Raw genomic sequence first — 16,131 nt, 5'->3', positions numbered from 1 at the left:
AAGGCTTATCTCCAAAGGCATAGCCCTTTTTCCAGATTGAGAAGATTTTCCCCTTAGGAAAGTATCTCTCCCAACAGGAAACAAAACGCACCCTGGAGGAGCCCGCATGACGCACACCCTCAGCCGCCCCATCGTGGTGATGCAATCGGCAACCGCCTGCCCGCCGGTCATCGCAGAACTGGACCAGCCGCTGCTGCTCAATGGCGACCAGCCGGATTTCGCCCGGCGCCTGCAACAGGCACTCGCCAGCGCGACGGTGGGTTGCCGCCTCTACCTGCTGGGCGATGAAGCGTTTGCCTGGCGCATTCACGCCGAGGCACGCGCCGCCGGGCTGGAAGACGACGAGATCAGCATGACCTGCACGACGCCCGGCCTGCGCCAGGTGTATTGCGCGCATTGCGGCCTGACCCAGGCGGCTGGGCCGCAAGCCGTATTGAACTGCATCGGCTGCCACGTCGGGCTGGAGGTGCGCACGCATTTTTCCCGGCGCCTGGGCGCATACCTTGGCGTGTGCATCAATCCCGACCAGCCCTATGCGGGGTTCCAGCCATGAGCGCAGCCCTCACGGTTCAGGTCAGCGCGGCCAGGATGCTCACGCCGGTGGTGCGCGAGCTGACCCTCAGCGCCTGCGACGGCGCCCTGCCCGGTTTCTCGCCCGGCAGCCACGTGCAGGTGCACCTGCCGCTCGCCGAGGGCAAGGTGCGCAACGCCTATTCACTTACCAGCGACCCGGCGCACACCCAGCACTACCGCATCGCCGTACGCCTGCAAGATGCCTCGCGCGGCGGTTCGCGCTACCTGCATCGGCAGGTGCAGGTCGGCGACACCTTGCAGATTTCACCACCGGCCAATCTGTTCGCGCCGCATGGCACTGCGCGCCTGCATATCCTGATTGCCGCCGGTATCGGCATCACGCCGTTCATGGCCTACATCGCCGCGCTGGAACAGCAGCAGGCTGCTTTCGAACTGCATTACCTGTTCCGGCCGGGCCTCAGCGACGCGTATCTGGATGAACTGCAACAGCGCCTCGGTCCGCGCCTGCATGCCTATGCCAGCCGCCCCGACCTGGGCCGGATCCTTGCCGACCGGCCGCTGGGCAGCCATGTCTACACCTGCGGGCCGCAGGCGCTGCTCGATGCGGTTGAGCACCACGCCACGCGACTCGGATGGCCGCCCAGGCGCGTGCACTCGGAGGCCTTCAAAGGTGCACAACCGGGCCAACCGTTCGACCTGCACCTGCTGCGCAGCGGCCAACGCCTGCGTGTCGAGGCCGAGCAAAGCCTGCTCGAAGCCCTTGAACACGCCGGCCTGCAGGTGCCCAACCTGTGCCGTGGCGGGGTCTGCGGCCAGTGCATCACGCGCCACCAAGGCGGCGCCATCGAACACCGCGACAGTTTCCTCAGCCCGGCCGAGCAGGCCGAATTTCTGATGCCGTGCGTCTCGCGCGGCAACGGCCCCTGCGTTTCGCTGGACCTATAGGAGTGAGTGCCATGCCCCTGCAATCGAGCCCTGTGCTGAGCTACCGCGATGACTTCAGCTTTCGCAACAGCCCGGCGGCGATCCGGCGTTTTCCCTTTCCGTTTGTCGAGGACAGCTACCTGTACTCGGTGAACATCGAACCGGCGACTTCACGTGACCCAGGCTCCATCTACGAGCACGCCTTCGACATCGACGAACACTACCGCTCGGAAATGGCCGAACGCGCGCTGGTACTGGACAAGGACCCGCGCCGCTACCTGGTGATGCCGCACATGCAAGTGGCCGCCTGGGATGCCCTGCAAATGATCATGCAACACCTGGCCGCCGACTACCCGCAGTCGTTCAGCCTGACGCAAAACGGCGAGCGCTGGCAGTGGCGCAATCACCTGCTGGACATCGACCAGCACTTTATCTTCGGCGACGCCACCAGCCTGCCCTGCGCACCGCTGGAGTACATCGGCCGCCAGGTGCAGGGCGACTTCGCCCTGCTCGACCAGCGTGACGGCGACCTGTACATGGACGCCGGCCTGATCACCAGCCCGGCCGACTGGTCGCTGGCCTTCGACGCCGGCATGAGTTTCAAGCAATGGCATGCGCCGGTGCCGATGGCCCACCAGATGGGCGTGTTCGAACGCGCGTTGAAATACCTGCTCAACCTGCAGGTCGGCCAGCCGGTGCGGCGCTTGAACTGGACCCTGACGATCAACCCGCGCCTGGATTCCTCCCCGGAGACATTCCACGAATGGGGCGCCGATCGCGGGCGCATCACCGCGCAAAACGTCGGGCAGCAGGTGCACCTGCGGGTCGAGCTGCAAGTCATGGCGCGCCTGCCACGCAGCCACGCGGTGATGTTCAGCATTCGCACCTACCTGATCAGCCTCGACGAATTGGTCACGCAACCGGGCTGGGGCTGCCGCCTGCACCGCGTCCTGCGCGACCTGCCCGACCCCATCGCCGACTACAAGGGCATGACCCGCTACCGAAGCACGCTGGTCGAGTGGCTGAGCCAGTTCGACCCACACGCCTGACCCTCATTTTCCCGACAAGGACCTTCACATGACCCACTCCTGGCGCATTTCTGCATTGGCCGAGCGGCACCGCGCCCTCGGCTCTCAACTCGAAGACTGGAACGGCATGGGCACCGCCTGGACCTACAGCACCGAGCTGGCCGACCACCACCAGGCGATCCGCACCCGTGCCGGCCTGATGGACGTGTCGGGCCTGAAAAAAGTCCACTACGTGGGGCCGCACGCCGAGAGCCTGTTGCAGTGGGCGACCACCCGTGACATCGCCAAGCTCTACCCCGGCAAATCGGTGTATGCCTCGATGCTCGACGAGGACGGCAAATTCGTCGATGACTGCATCGTCTACCGCACCGGTCCCAACGCGTTCATGGTCGTGCACGGCGCCGGCACCGGGCATGAAATGCTCGTGCGTTCGGCCCAGGGCCGGCAGGTCGCGGTGCTGTTCGATGACGACCTGCACGACCTGTCGCTGCAAGGCCCGCTGGCGGTGGATTTCCTCGCCGAGCACGTGCCGGGGATCCGCCAACTGGCGTACTTCCACCACCTGCAGACGCGCCTGTTCGACCGCCCGGTGATGATCTCCCGCACCGGCTATACCGGCGAGCGCGGCTACGAGATTTTCTGCAAGGCCGCCGACGCCCCGTTCCTGTGGGACAGCATCCTCGAACAGGGCGCGAGCCTGGGAATTATCCCGTGCGCGTTCACCGCGCTGGACTGGCTGCGGGTGGAAAGCTCGCTGATGTTTTTCCCCTACGACAACTCGCAGATGTACCCCTTCGCCGACCAGAAGGCCGGCGACACCCTGTGGGAAATGGGCCTGGACTTCACGGTTTCGCCCGGCAAGCACGCGTTCCGTGGCGCCGAGGAACACCTGCGCCTGCGCGGCCAGGAGCGCTTCAAGATCACGGGAGTGCTGCTCGAAGGCGTGCGCGCAGCCGAAGCCGGCGACACCGTGTGGCAGGGCAACCAGCAGGTCGGCGTGATCACCTGCGGCATGTATTCGCGCCTGAGCAAACGCTCGATGGCTATCGCGCGCATGAGCGTCGCGTGCTCCGTCCCCGGCATTGCCTTGCAGGTACGCGGCAGCCTGGAGGCCAGCGCCACCACGCACGCCCTGCCCTTCGACGACCCGGAAAAAACCAAGCGCACGGCCAAGGGCTGAACCTTCCCTCACTGTATTCAGGAGCTTTCGATGGACGCCTCCCGCGAACATTACATCCTCAAGATCACCTGCCCGGCGGCGTCCGGGATTGTCGCCGCGATCAGCGCCTGCCTGTCTCGCCAGCAGTGCTACATCAGCGAGCTGGCACAGTTTGACGACGAGTTCACCGGACAGTTTTTCATGCGTGCGGTGTTCCGTTTCAACACCGGGGTCGATGGTGACATCGGCGCCCTGCGCGAGGGCCTCGGCGACCTCGCCGGCGGCTTCGACATGCAGTGGCAATTGTTCAGCTCGCAACGGCCCACCCGCGTGCTGCTGATGGTCAGCAAGTTCGACCACTGCCTCACCGACCTGCTGTACCGCCACCGCAAGGGCGAGATGGACATGCACATCACCGCCGTGGTCTCCAACCACCTCGACCTGCGCGCGATGGCCGAGCGCGAGGGCATCCGCTTCATCTACCTGCCCATCACCAAGGACACCAAGGCCAGCCAGGAGGCCGAGTTGATGCGCATCGTCGACGACACCCAGACCGACCTGGTGGTGCTCGCGCGCTACATGCAGATCCTCTCCGACGGCCTGTGCCAGCAGTTGTCTGGCCGCGCGATCAACATTCATCACTCGTTCCTGCCCGGTTTCAAGGGCGCCAAGCCGTATCACCAGGCCTATGACCGCGGGGTGAAGCTGATCGGCGCCACCGCCCACTACGTCACCAGCGACCTGGATGAGGGCCCGATCATCGAGCAGGAAATCCAGCGCGTCGACCACACCCACCTGCCCGACTCGCTGGTCGCCATCGGCCGCGACACCGAGACCGTGGCCCTTTCCAAAGCCCTGAAATACCACCTGGAACACCGGGTGTTCATCAACCAGGACAAGACAGTGATCTTTCGCTGAACCCCTCAGGAGGCACGCTCATGACTCTACGTGTTGCAATCATCGGCGCCGGCCCGTGTGGCCTGGCGCAACTTCGCGCCTTCCAGTCGGCCCGCGACAAAGGGGCAGACATCCCCGAACTGGTGTGCTTCGAAAAACAGCAGGACTGGGGCGGCATGTGGAACTACACCTGGCGCACCGGCCTGGATGAAAACGGCGAGCCGGTGCACGGCAGCATGTACCGCTACCTGTGGTCCAACGGCCCCAAGGAATGCCTGGAGTTTGCCGACTACACCTTCGAGGAGCATTTCGGCCGGCCGATCGGTTCCTACCCACCGCGCGAAGTGCTGTGGGACTATATCAAGGGCCGCGTGGAAAAGGCCGGCGTGCGCGACTACATCCGTTTCAACAACGTGGTGCGCCAGGTCACCTTCGACGAACAGACCCAGCGCTTCACCCTGCAGGCCCACGACTACACCAGCGACACCTTGACCAGCGAAGCATTCGACTACGTGATCAACGCCTGCGGCCACTTCTCCACGCCCAAGGTGCCGTACTTCGACGGCTTCGAGCAGTTCGCCGGGCGCATCCTGCATGCGCATGATTTTCGCGAGGCGCTGGAGTTCAAGGACAAGGACCTGCTGATTGTCGGCAGCAGTTATTCGGCCGAGGACATCGGCTCGCAATGCTACAAATACGGCGCGCGCAGCATCACCAGTTGCTACCGCACCGCGCCCATGGGCTACGCCTGGCCCGACAACTGGGAAGAAAAACCGCTGCTCAAGCGCCTGGAAAACAACCGTGCGTATTTCGTCGACGGCAGCAGCAAGCACATCGACGCCGTCATCCTGTGCACCGGCTACAAGCATCACTTCCCGTTCCTGCCCGATGAGCTGAGCCTGAAAACCGACAACCGCCTGTGGCCGATGAACCTCTACAAAGGCGTGTTCTGGGAAGCCAATCCGCGGCTGATCTACCTCGGCATGCAGGACCAGTGGTACTCCTTCAACATGTTCGATGCCCAGGCCTGGTACGCGCGCGATGTGATCCTGGGGCGCATTCCGCTGCCCAGCCACGCCGAGATGCTCGCCGACAGCCGGCAATGGCAGGCGCGCGAACAGGTGCTGGAAACCAACCAGCAGATGTTCGAGTACCAGGGCGCCTACATCCAGCACCTGGTGGACGCCACCGACTACCCGAATTTCGACATTGCCGCCGTCAACGAAACCTTCCTGCACTGGAAGCACGACAAGGCGGAAAACATCATGGGCTATCGCGACAAGTCCTATCGCTCATTGATGACCGGCACCCAGTCACCGCCGCACCACACTCCCTGGCTGCAGGCATTGGACGACTTGATGGCGGCGTACCTCGGCGAGCCCGCGACCGCCATCAAGTCGGTCGGTTGAAGGTGCAGCCGATGATGAATGCACCGCGTATTTCGCGCCCGCGAGAACCCGGCTTGTTTGCCCGCGCGCCGAACCTGGAACGCTACCGCGTGGCCGCCGGCGGTGTGACGTTGGTCGACTTGCAGCCCGGCGACGGCTTGCAAGTCATCGACGTCGAAGGCCGCCAGGCCTGCACACTGCTGGCCCTCGACGCCGGCGGCCGCAGCACCCTGGCCAGCTGGGGATTGCACGCGTCTATCGCCTGCAGCGTGCCCGCGCGTATCGGCCAGGTGCTCGATCGGCGCGGCATAGAGGCGCAGCAGTTGCCGCGCGCCGCGTCGTTGTGGGACGACGACAGCCCGCCCGGCCACAGTCGCCATTTTGTCGCGCAGGACGCGCTGCTGGTGATCGTCGCCGCCCCTGCCGGCCCGACCGCTGTCGACCGGCAATACCGGCCCAGTGAACTGCGCCTGCTGGTCACCCGCGCCAACCCGTCGCCTCTATGGGTGCCTGCCCTGCCTGAGCCGTTGGGCGAAGTGCTGGACGAGTTCACCCTGCGCGCCGGCACGGCCCATGCCTACACCGTCGCCAAGGGGCAGTACGTCCAGGTACTGGACGTCGCGGGACGCCAGTGTTCGGACTTCGTCGCGCTCGACCGCCGCGCCCTGGATCGCGGTATTGAGCTGGACCTCGACCAGACCGTGACCCGCACGCTGAACGGCAGCGCCTACCCGGCACCGGGGCTGTTCTCGAAGTTTTTCGACCGCCAGATGCAGCCGATGCTCGAGGTGGTGCGCGACACCGTCGGGCGCCACGACTCGTTCGCCCTGGCCTGCGCGGCGCGTTATTACGAGAGCCACGGGTATTTCGGGCACGACAACTGCAGCGACAACCTCAGTCAGGTCCTCGCCCCCCATGGCGTGCAGGCGCGCAAGGGTTGGCCGGCGATCAATTTCTTTTTCAACACCGGTATTGATGCGCACCAGCAGATGACCCTCGATGAGCCCTGGTCGCGCCCCGGCGACTACGTGCTGCTGAAGGCCATGACTGACCTGGTGTGTGGCAGCACCTCGTGCCCGGATGACATTGACCCGGCCAATGGCTGGAACCCGACCGATATCCATGTCCGCATCTACCGCGAGAAGGAGCGTTTTTCCATCGCCATGAGCACTCGAACCACGGCGGATGCCGACCCGATTCTCACCCGTGAGTCTGCGTTCCACTCACGCACCAGCGCCCTCACCGGCAGCTTCACCGACTACCGCAACTGGTGGCTGCCGCTGCGCTACGACGGCTATGGCGCCACCGAGGAATACCTGGGGTGTCGCGAGCGCGTGGCGGTGATGGACCTGACCGCCCTGCGCAAATTCGAGATCATCGGCCCCGACGCCGAAGCCTTGCTGCAGTACTGCCTGACCCGCGACGTGCGGCGCCTGGCGGTGGGCCAGGTGGTGTACTCGGCGATGTGCCACGCGCACGGCGGCATGCTCGACGACGGCACCCTGCTGCGCCTGGGCCCGGACAATTTCCGCTGGATCTGCGGCGAGGACTACGCCGGCCCCTGGCTGCGCGAGCAGGCACAGAAACTCGGCATGAAAGTCTGGGTCAAGTCCGCCAGCGAGCAGATCCACAACCTCGCCGTGCAAGGCCCGCTGAGCCGCGAGCTGCTCAAGCAGATGGTGTGGACCCCGCCCACCCAGCCCAGCCTGGAAACCCTCGGCTGGTTCCGCTTCCTGGTCGGTCGGCTGGACGGCTTCGATGGCTGCCCGTTGATGATTTCCCGCACCGGCTACACCGGTGAGCTGGGCTATGAAGTGTGGTGCCAACCCGAAGACGCCGAGCGGGTCTGGGACCGCATCTGGCACCTCGGGCACCCCCTGGGCCTGGTGCCGCTGGGCCTGGAAGCCCTGGACCTGCTGCGCATCGAAGCCGGGCTGATTTTCGCCGGCTACGAGTTCAGCGACCAGACCGATCCGTTCGAGGCCGGCATCGGTTTCAGCGTGCCATTGAAGAGCAAGACCGATGATTTTATCGGCCGTGAAGCCCTGTTACGGCGCAGTGCCCACCCCACCCACAAGCTGGTCGGCCTGCACCTGGGCGGCAACGAGGCGGCCCACCATGGCGACCCGGTGTACCACGGCCGGGCCCAGGTCGGGGTGATTACCAGTGCCTGCCGCTCACCGTTGCTGGCCAGCAATATCGCGCTGTGCCGGGTGGATGTGAGCTGCGCCGAGCCCGGCACGGCACTTGAGATTGGCAAAGTCGATGGCCTGCAGAAGCGCATCAGCGCCACGGTCAGCGCAGCGATTTTCTACGACCCGGACAAAAGCCGGGTGCGTAGCTGATCGTTCCGATACGCGTGTGCCACCCCATTTTGACTGCCCCACTTAAACGCTATTCAGACATGGGAATACAGAGATGGAAGCGACGACGTTCGAGGCAGTACCGCAGGCCGCCAGTTCGGTGGGCAGCCTGCACCGCAAGATCGATTGGCGCGGGGCGTTCTGGGTCGCCAGTGGCGTACCCGCCCTGGTGCTGTTCTCTATTGGCGCCATTGCTGCGACGGTCGGCAAGCCGGCGTGGATCGTATGGATCGTGTCGATCCTGTTCGGGTTTATCCAGGCCTTTACCTATGCCGAGATCGCCGGGCTGTTCCCGCACAAATCCGGCGGCGCCTCGGTGTACGGCGCGGTGGCCTGGGTGCGCTACAGCAAGCTGATCGCGCCGGTGTCGGTGTGGTGCAACTGGCTGGCCTGGTCGCCGGTGCTGTCCATCGGTTCGGGGTTGGCGGCGGGGTATATCCTCACCGCCCTGTTTCCCGCCGATGCGCTGATCAACACCTGGCAACTGACCTTGCTGGACCTGGGCTGGGTGAAAAGCGGCCTGTCGCTGCGCATCAACGCGACCTTCGGCATCGGCCTGTTGATCCTGCTCACGGTATTTGCCGTGCAACACGGCGGCATCCTGCGTTCGGCACGCCTGACCCTGGTACTCGGTGTCACCTCGCTGATTCCGCTGCTGCTGGTGGGCGTGGTGCCGTTGTTCACCGGGGATGCGGCCCAGGCCAACTTCCTGCCGCTGTACCCGCTGGCCCATGATGCGGCCGGGCAAGTCATCGATGGGCCCTGGGATATCTCTGGCTGGTCGCTGATGGCCGGCGGGTTGTTCATGGCCGCGTGGTCCACCTACGGCTTCGAAACAGCGGTGTGCTACACCCGCGAGTTCAAGGACCCCAAGCGCGACACCTTCAAGGCCATCTTCTACGCCGGCCTGCTGTGCATCCTGGTGTTCACCCTGGTGCCGCTGGCGTTTCAAGGCAGCCTCGGGCTGGGGCAACTGGTGACCCCGGCGGTGCTTGACGCCAGCGGCGCCATTGTTACACCGGCGGTGTACAGCGGCCTGTTGTCGCCAGCGATCTACAGCGGCATGGGCGTTGGCCAGGTGCTGGCCGACAGCATCGGCGGCGGCAAGGTGGTCGCCAATATCGTGCTGATCATGTTGGTGCTGGCGACGCTGCTGGCAATCATGACCTCAATGTCCGGCTCGTCACGCACGCTGTATCAGGCGTCGGTGGATGGCTGGCTGCCCAAGTACCTGGGGCGCACCAATGAACACGGCGCGCCGACGGCGGCGATGTGGACCGACCTGTCGTTCAACCTGGTGCTGTTGTTGATGTCGGACTATGTGTTTGTGCTCGCGGCGTCCAACGTCAGCTACATCATCTTCAACTTTCTCAACCTGAATGCCGGCTGGATTCACCGCCTGGACCGCCCTGACTGGGTGCGCCCGTACAAAGCGCCCACCGTGCTGCTCGCGGCCGGTGGCGTGTTGAGTTTCGTCAACCTGGCCTGCATGGGCCTGGGTGCGGACATCTGGGGCGCGGGCACGCTGGTCACCGGCTTGCTCCTGGCGCTGCTGATCTTGCCGGTGTTCTGCTTCCGTCACTACGTACAGGACAAAGGTCGCTTCCCCGCCGCCATGCTCAGCGACCTGTATCTGCAGGTCGGCGACGGCCAACGCCGCGCCGGCTGGCTGCCCTATGCCACGCTGATTGCCGGTGCACTGGTGGTGTATGCCTGCCATCAACTGGTAGCCTGAGCACACTGGGCTGCTTATCGCTGAGGGATCTGTTCCCTCAGCGCCTCCCTATTTCTCCAGACAACGGTGACGCTTTTGACCAGCTCTCTCCCCACGCTTGCCCGCGATATCGACGGCAAGGCCATCTCTGCCCGGGTGCTCGACGAGGTTCGCGAAGAGGTCCAGGTGCTCGCCACGCAACAGATCTACCCTGCCCTGGCGGTACTGCTGGTGGGCGATGACCCGGCCAGCCATGTCTACGTGCGCAATAAACTGCTGCGCGCCAAGGAAGTCGGGATTCGCTCGCTTGAATACCGGCTGCCGGATGACGCCACCCAGGCGCAGGTGCTGGCCCTGCTGGCACAGTTGAATGCCGATACGTCGGTCAATGGCATCCTCGTGCAGCTGCCGCTGCCTGGGCATATCGACGAGGCGGCGGTGATTCACGCGATTGACCCGATCAAGGACGTGGACGGCTTCCACCGCGAAAACGTCGGCGGCCTGGTGCAAGGCATCGAGGTGCTGACGCCCTGCACGCCCAGCGGCTGCATGCGCCTGCTGTATGAAACCTGCGGTGATTTGAGCGGAATGCACGCGGTGGTCATCGGCCGTTCGAACATCGTCGGCAAACCGATGGCGACCCTGCTGCTGCAGGCCAACTGCTCGGTCAGCGTGGTGCATTCGCGCAGTGTCGATGCACCGGCGTTGTGCCGCCTGGCCGACATCGTCGTCGCCGCCGTCGGCCGCCCGCAGTTGATCGACGCCAGCTGGCTGAAGCCAGGCGCGGTGGTGATTGACGTGGGTATCAACCGCATCAACACCGAGACCGGCACGCGGTTGGTGGGCGACGTCGATTACGCCAGCGCTCGCACGGTGGCCAGCGCAATCACCCCGGTGCCCGGCGGTGTCGGGCCGATGACCATTGCCTACCTGCTGAAAAACACCCTGGTGGCCAGCCAACTACAGCGCAGTGCCCGGCCCCTGGCCCTGGCCGTGCCATGAATGCCGCCTGTAGGAGCTGGCTTGCCAGCGATGGCGGTGTGTCAGTCACCTTATGCTTTGACTGACCCAGCGCTTTCGCAGGCAAGCCAGCTCCCACATTTTTTCGAGGTGTCCGGTCGATTGTGGAGGGCGCCCGCTTGTTAGGCAGGCCAGGCTGGCAGTGATCTGAACCACAACACAAAACCCCTGTGGGAGCTGGCGGAGTCGCCCTTATTTCAATCCCCAGGGTGATCGCAATATCCGGCGCGACGCAGCCCAAGTGTGGGAGTTGTCGAGCCCCGGCGAGGCTGCGAAGGCGGCGGCATTGCTGGCATTTTCTGCGCCTGGCACACCGCTTTCGCAGGCAAGCCAGCTCCCACATTTTTTCGAGGTGTCCGGTCGCTTGTGGAGGGCGCCCGCTTGTTAGGCAGGCCAGGCTGGCAGTGATCTGAATCACAACACAAAACCCCTGTGGGAGCTGGCTTGCCTGCGATGGCGGTGTGTCAGTCACCTTATGGTTTGACTGATCCACCGCTATCGCCAGCAAGCCAGCTCTTACAGGTTTGGGATGTGATCAGTGGTTGTACGCCCGCTCGTTATGCTCGGCCAGGTCCAACCCCATGTCTTCCACCGATTCATGGGCACGCAGGCCGATCAGGGCGTTGATGACTTTGAGGATGATCCAGCTGATCGCGAAGCAGTACACGGTGGTCAGCACGACCCCTTTGATCTGCGCCACGACCTGGCCGCCCATGGTCACGCCTTCGACCAGTCCACCCATGGACGGTACGCAGAACACGCCGGTCAACACCGCGCCGATCATGCCGCCGATGCCGTGCAGGCCGAACACGTCGAGGCTGTCGTCGTAGCCGAAGCGGCGTTTCAATACGGTCACGCTGAGGTAGCAGAACACCCCGCACAGCAAGCCGATGGCCAACGCGCCGCCGACGCCCACATAGGCGCACGCCGGGGTGATCCCGACCAATCCGGCCAACGCGCCGCTGGCCAGGCCGAGGGCACTCGGTTTGCCGACCTTGAACCACTCGGTGAACATCCAGCCGAGGATCCCGGCACACGCGCCCAGTTGGGTATTGAGCATGACAATCCCGGAAAGACCGTTGAGCCCGCCGCCGGAGCCGATGTTGAAGCCGAACCAGCCGACCCAGAGCATCGCCGCGCCGACCATGGTCAGGCTCAGGTTGTGCGCAGGCATCGGCGTGTTCTGGTAGCCCTTGCGCTTGCCGAGGATCAGGCACGCGGCGAGCGCAGCCACACCAGCGTTGATGTGCACGGCGGTGCCGCCGGCAAAATCAAGCACGCCCCAGTTATGCATCAAGGCCCCCGAACCGCCCCAGACCATATGCGCCACCGGGGCATACACCAGGGTGAACCAGATGGCCATGAACCACAGCGCCGCCGAGAACTTCATGCGTTCGGCAAACGCCCCGGCGATCAGCGCGGGGGTGATGATGGCGAAGGTCATCTGGAAGGTCACGAACACACCTTCCGGGATATCCCCCACCAGGCTTTCGGGGGTCATGCCGGCCAGGAACGCACGGCTCAAACCGCCGACAAAACTGTTGAACGTCACCTGCCCTTCGACCATGCCGGTGGTGTCGACCACCATGCTGTAGCCGTAGATCACCCACAGCACGCCCACCAGGCCGGCGATGCCGAAACACTGGGTGAACAGCGAAAGCATGTTTTTCGCACGGACCAGGCCGCCATAGAACAACGCAAGCCCCGGCAGGCACATGAACAGCACCAGCACGGCGGCGGTGACCATCCAGGCGGTGCTGCCGGTGTTCAAGGTGGGTGCATCGGCGGCCTGTGCCAAAGGTGCGAAGGCACTGGCGGCCAATAACCCGAAGAGGGACTTGCCGAGAAGACGATTGACCATATTCAAAGCTCCTGCGAAAGAAATGGGATATGCCTGGCAGCGAGCAGTTGTTGTTAGGAGAGCCTCTTGGCGGGCTCCTTGATTAGCCTATCTGTCGTGGCGAGGGCGCTTACGCAGCCCTAAAACGCCGGCTGCAGCTGCGCTGAACGGCAGCAAGCGCCCTCGCCACAGGTATGACGCCAGGCTCAGTAGCCGGAACCGGGCACCCAGCTGGTTCCTGCCAACGGCACCCGGGCCATCGCCGCCGATTCCACGGTCAGCGCCACCAGGTCCTCGGGGTCGAGGTTGTGCAGGTGCGACTTGCCGCACGCCCGCGCCATGGTCTGCGCTTCCAGCACCATCACCCGCAGGTAGTTGGCCAACCGCCGTCCGCCTTCCACCGGGTCGAGGCGCTTGGACAGCTCCGGGTCCTGGGTGGTAATGCCGGCCGGGTCGCGGCCGTTCTGCCAGTCGTCGTAGTAGCCGGCGGCCGAGCCGATCTTTTTCAGTTCCGCGTCCAGCCGTGGGTGGTTATCACCCAGGGCAATCAGCGCCGCCGTACCGATGGCGACCGCATCCGCGCCCATCGCCATGGCCTTGGCCACGTCGGCCCCGTTGCGGATCCCGCCCGATACGATCAACTGGACCTTGCGGTGCATGCCCATCTCTTGCAAAGCCTGTACCGCTTGCGGGATCGCCGACAGAATTGGAATGCCGACGTGCTCGATAAACACTTCCTGGGTCGCCGCCGTGCCGCCTTGCATGCCGTCGAGCACGATCACATCCGCGCCAGCCTTGACGGCCAGCTTCACGTCGTAATAAGGCCGGCTCGCGCCGATCTTCACGTAGATTGGTTTCTCCCAGTCGGTGATTTCGCGCAGCTCGGCAATCTTGATCGCCAGGTCGTCCGGGCCGGTCCAGTCCGGGTGACGGCAGGCACTGCGCTGGTCCACACCGATCGGCAAGGTGCGCATGCCGGCCACGCGCTCGGTGACCTTCATGCCGAGCAGCATCCCGCCACCGCCGGGCTTGGCGCCCTGGCCGAGGACGATCTCGATGGCGTCGGCCTTGCGCAAATCGTCGGGGTTCATGCCGTAGCGCGACGGCAGGTACTGGTACACCAGGTGCTGGGACTGGCCGCGCTCTTCCGGGGTCATGCCGCCGTCACCGGTGGTGGTGCTGGTGCCGGCGATGGTCGCGCCACGGCCCAGGGCTTCCTTGGCATTCGCCGACAACGCCCCGAAGCTCATGCCGGCGATGGTCACCGGGATCTTCAGGTGGATCGGCTTCTTGGCGAAGCGGTTGCCGAGGATCACGTCGGTGCCGCACTTCTCGCGATAGCCTTCGAGCGGGTAACGCGACACGCTGGCGCCGAGCAGCAGCAAGTCATCGAAGTGCGGCAACTTGCGCTTGGTGCCGCCGCCGCGAATATCGTAGATACCGGTTTCGGCCGCACGCTGGATTTCCTGGATGGTCAGGCGGTCGAAGGTGGCCGACTCGCGCAGTACCGGAGGGGTTTGTTCACTCATGGTTGTAGCTCCTGATCAGTACGCGGAGGCGTTATCGACTTTGAAGTTGTACAGCTGGCGGGCCGAGCCGTAGCGCTTGAAATCCGCCGCCTGGTGGGCGAAGCCGGCACGGTCGAGCAGTTCCTGCAGCTCTTGCAGGTGCTCGCTGCGCATCTCTTTTTCGACGCAGTCCGAGCCCAGGGACTCCACCGTGCCTTTCACGTAGATGTGGGTCTCGTACAACGAGTCGCCCAGCGCATCGCCGGCATCGCCGCACACCACCAGGCGCCCGGCCTGGCCCATGAAGCAGCTCATATGGCCGATGCTGCCGCCGACGACAATGTCGATGCCCTTCATGGAGATCCCGCAACGCGCGCCGGCATCGCCTTCAATCACCAGCAGGCCGCCATGGGCCGTGGCCCCGGCCGCCTGGGACGCGCTGCCTTTGACGCGCACCGAACCCGACATCATGTTCTCGGCGCAGCCCACGCCGACATTGCCGTGCACGGTGATCGAGGCCTGTTGGTTCATGCCCGCGCAGTAGTAGCCGGCGTGGCCCTCGATATCGATGGACACCGGCTGGTTCACGCCCACGGCCAGGTTGTGCTTGCCGTTGGAATGGGTCACGCGCCATTCGTGGTCGAGCACTTGCGCGTGCAGCGCCTGGTTGAGGTCACGCACAGTGGCGGTGGAAAGATCGATGGTTTTCATGTGTGCGCTCCTTAAGCTGACTGGCGTTCCCAGATGTACAAAGTGGCCGGTGCCGGCTCCCAGATCCGCGCGTTCTCGATGCCCGGCAGGCTCGACAGCGCCTGGTATTCGGAGGCCATGGCCACGTAGTCGTCGGTCTCGGCGAGGATCGCCGGCTTGCACGCAATCGGATCGCGGATCACCGCAAAGCCGTTGCGCGTGCCGATGGCAAAGGTGAAGAAGCCGTCGAGGTCCTGCAGGGAATGGTCCAGCGCCTCTTTGAGCGAATCGCCCTGTTGCAGGCGCCAGGTCAGGTAGCCGGCGGCGACTTCGGTGTCGTTGTCGGTCTCGAAATGAATGCCTTCGCGCTTGAGTTCCTGGCGCAGGCGGAAGTGGTTCGACAGCGAGCCGTTGTGCACCAGGCACAGGTCGGCGCCGGTGGAAAACGGGTGGCTGCCTTCCATGGTCACCGCGCTTTCGGTGGCCATGCGCGTGTGCCCGATGATGTGGCTGCCTTGCATACCCGCCAGGCCGAAGCGCTGGGAAATCTCCTGGGGCAAGCCCATGCCCTTGAGGATCTCGATGCTTTGCCCGGCGCTCATGATGCGCACGCTCGGCGCCAGTTCGGCCAGCGCCAGGCGCACCGGCGCCTCGTCGGCGTGGATTTTCAATACCGCCGCGCTGGCGTTCTGGAACCAATCCAGCGAGCAACCCAGGCGCCCTTCGAGTTCGCCCATCAGGGCCTTCCAGTCGAAGGCTTCAGTGGTCGCCTGCAAGGTCAACTTGACCCAGCCGTCGGCGACCTCATCGCCGTAGATGGCGAAGCCCGCGCTGTCCGGACCGCGGTCGGTCATGGCCTGCAGCATCGGTTCAAACAGCTTGCCGAGCTGGGGTTCCAGTCGGGGATTTTTCAGGTACAGACCTACGATTCCACACATAAGAGCAGTCCTCACTTTGTTCGGTGTGGCAAGCCGCATTCAAGCTGCAAGCAAGCCGGGTAGACAGATGACTTGGAGCGGCCCCTACCACCGCCTTGACTTGCAGCTTGCAACTCACAGCTGCCGCC

At 64.5% G+C, this 16,131-nt stretch carries 13 protein-coding genes; 9 read left to right on the top strand and 4 right to left on the bottom strand.

Annotated features, from left to right (window positions below; translation table 11 throughout):
• Positions 1-106 precede the first annotated feature (106 nt).
• The 9 genes from AC07SI_RS09300 (at position 107) to folD (ending at position 11,009) form a co-directional block, all read left to right on the top strand.
• The gene (locus AC07SI_RS09300; RefSeq protein WP_065905729.1) at positions 107-553 is read left to right on the top strand and encodes a dimethylamine monooxygenase subunit DmmA family protein; all 447 of its coding nucleotides are present in this window, start codon (positions 107-109) and stop codon (positions 551-553) included.
• Complete coding sequence (locus AC07SI_RS09295) at positions 550-1,479, top strand: PDR/VanB family oxidoreductase (RefSeq protein ID WP_315421123.1); 930 nt, start codon at positions 550-552, stop codon at positions 1,477-1,479. Before AC07SI_RS09300 ends, AC07SI_RS09295 begins: the two co-directional genes overlap by 4 nt.
• 11 nt (positions 1,480-1,490) lie before the next feature.
• On the top strand, positions 1,491-2,507 hold the full coding sequence (locus AC07SI_RS09290; protein WP_120448168.1) for a heme-dependent oxidative N-demethylase family protein: 1,017 nt from the start codon (positions 1,491-1,493) through the stop codon (positions 2,505-2,507).
• 28 nt (positions 2,508-2,535) lie between these two features.
• Positions 2,536-3,666, top strand: a complete 1,131-nt coding sequence (locus tag AC07SI_RS09285) for an aminomethyl transferase family protein (protein WP_106804435.1) — start codon at positions 2,536-2,538, stop codon at positions 3,664-3,666.
• A gap of 30 nt (positions 3,667-3,696) precedes the next feature.
• Positions 3,697-4,563, top strand: a complete 867-nt coding sequence (purU, locus tag AC07SI_RS09280) for a formyltetrahydrofolate deformylase (protein ID WP_065905722.1) — start codon at positions 3,697-3,699, stop codon at positions 4,561-4,563.
• Between the two features lie 20 nt (positions 4,564-4,583).
• Positions 4,584-5,951 carry a trimethylamine monooxygenase gene (locus AC07SI_RS09275; RefSeq protein ID WP_495005593.1) on the top strand — a complete coding sequence of 456 codons (1,368 nt, stop codon included), beginning with the start codon at positions 4,584-4,586 and terminating at the stop codon, positions 5,949-5,951.
• A gap of 14 nt (positions 5,952-5,965) precedes the next feature.
• A complete protein-coding gene (locus AC07SI_RS09270) occupies positions 5,966-8,275 on the top strand; it encodes a trimethylamine N-oxide demethylase (RefSeq protein ID WP_495005680.1) in 2,310 nt (769 codons plus the stop codon).
• Positions 8,276-8,348: 73 nt separating this feature from the next.
• Positions 8,349-10,028 carry an APC family permease gene (locus AC07SI_RS09265; RefSeq protein ID WP_495005592.1) on the top strand — a complete coding sequence of 560 codons (1,680 nt, stop codon included), beginning with the start codon at positions 8,349-8,351 and terminating at the stop codon, positions 10,026-10,028.
• A gap of 66 nt (positions 10,029-10,094) precedes the next feature.
• Positions 10,095-11,009, top strand: coding sequence for a bifunctional methylenetetrahydrofolate dehydrogenase/methenyltetrahydrofolate cyclohydrolase FolD (folD, locus tag AC07SI_RS09260; protein WP_495005591.1), 915 nt, complete (start codon positions 10,095-10,097; stop codon positions 11,007-11,009).
• A 553-nt stretch (positions 11,010-11,562) separates the two neighbouring features.
• Here folD and AC07SI_RS09255 read toward each other — a convergent pair.
• The 4 genes from AC07SI_RS09255 to AC07SI_RS09240 form a co-directional block, all read right to left on the bottom strand.
• Positions 11,563-12,888, bottom strand: a complete 1,326-nt coding sequence (locus AC07SI_RS09255) for an ammonium transporter (RefSeq protein ID WP_106804438.1) — start codon at positions 12,886-12,888, stop codon at positions 11,563-11,565.
• A gap of 185 nt (positions 12,889-13,073) precedes the next feature.
• Complete coding sequence (locus AC07SI_RS09250) at positions 13,074-14,396, bottom strand: FMN-binding glutamate synthase family protein (protein ID WP_065905711.1); 1,323 nt, start codon at positions 14,394-14,396, stop codon at positions 13,074-13,076.
• Between the two features lie 15 nt (positions 14,397-14,411).
• Positions 14,412-15,086: a GltB/FmdC/FwdC-like GXGXG domain-containing protein gene (locus tag AC07SI_RS09245; protein ID WP_065905709.1), complete on the bottom strand. Its 675-nt coding sequence runs from the start codon at positions 15,084-15,086 to the stop codon at positions 14,412-14,414.
• Positions 15,087-15,097: 11 nt separating this feature from the next.
• Entirely contained in the window at positions 15,098-16,003 is a 906-nt protein-coding gene (locus AC07SI_RS09240; RefSeq protein WP_106804440.1) for a class II glutamine amidotransferase, read from the bottom strand.
• Positions 16,004-16,131 lie beyond the last annotated feature (128 nt).

It is taken from the genome of Pseudomonas sp. GW821-FHT05D12, assembly GCF_059419825.1.
This window is presented reverse-complemented; position numbering and strand designations above follow the sequence as displayed.

What these genes read in the sequence shown, in the direction of transcription:
- AC07SI_RS09300 (WP_065905729.1), top strand. Translation starts at nt 107, where the DNA reads ATGACGCACACCCTCAGCCGCCCCATCGTGGTGATGCAATCGGCAACC.
- AC07SI_RS09295 (WP_315421123.1), top strand. Translation starts at nt 550, where the DNA reads ATGAGCGCAGCCCTCACGGTTCAGGTCAGCGCGGCCAGGATGCTCACG.
- AC07SI_RS09290 (WP_120448168.1), top strand. Translation starts at nt 1,491, where the DNA reads ATGCCCCTGCAATCGAGCCCTGTGCTGAGCTACCGCGATGACTTCAGC.
- AC07SI_RS09285 (WP_106804435.1), top strand. Translation starts at nt 2,536, where the DNA reads ATGACCCACTCCTGGCGCATTTCTGCATTGGCCGAGCGGCACCGCGCC.
- purU (WP_065905722.1), top strand. Translation starts at nt 3,697, where the DNA reads ATGGACGCCTCCCGCGAACATTACATCCTCAAGATCACCTGCCCGGCG.
- AC07SI_RS09275 (WP_495005593.1), top strand. Translation starts at nt 4,584, where the DNA reads ATGACTCTACGTGTTGCAATCATCGGCGCCGGCCCGTGTGGCCTGGCG.
- AC07SI_RS09270 (WP_495005680.1), top strand. Translation starts at nt 5,966, where the DNA reads ATGAATGCACCGCGTATTTCGCGCCCGCGAGAACCCGGCTTGTTTGCC.
- AC07SI_RS09265 (WP_495005592.1), top strand. Translation starts at nt 8,349, where the DNA reads ATGGAAGCGACGACGTTCGAGGCAGTACCGCAGGCCGCCAGTTCGGTG.
- AC07SI_RS09255 (WP_106804438.1), bottom strand. Translation starts at nt 12,888, where the DNA reads ATGGTCAATCGTCTTCTCGGCAAGTCCCTCTTCGGGTTATTGGCCGCC.
- AC07SI_RS09250 (WP_065905711.1), bottom strand. Translation starts at nt 14,396, where the DNA reads ATGAGTGAACAAACCCCTCCGGTACTGCGCGAGTCGGCCACCTTCGAC.
- AC07SI_RS09245 (WP_065905709.1), bottom strand. Translation starts at nt 15,086, where the DNA reads ATGAAAACCATCGATCTTTCCACCGCCACTGTGCGTGACCTCAACCAG.
- AC07SI_RS09240 (WP_106804440.1), bottom strand. Translation starts at nt 16,003, where the DNA reads ATGTGTGGAATCGTAGGTCTGTACCTGAAAAATCCCCGACTGGAACCC.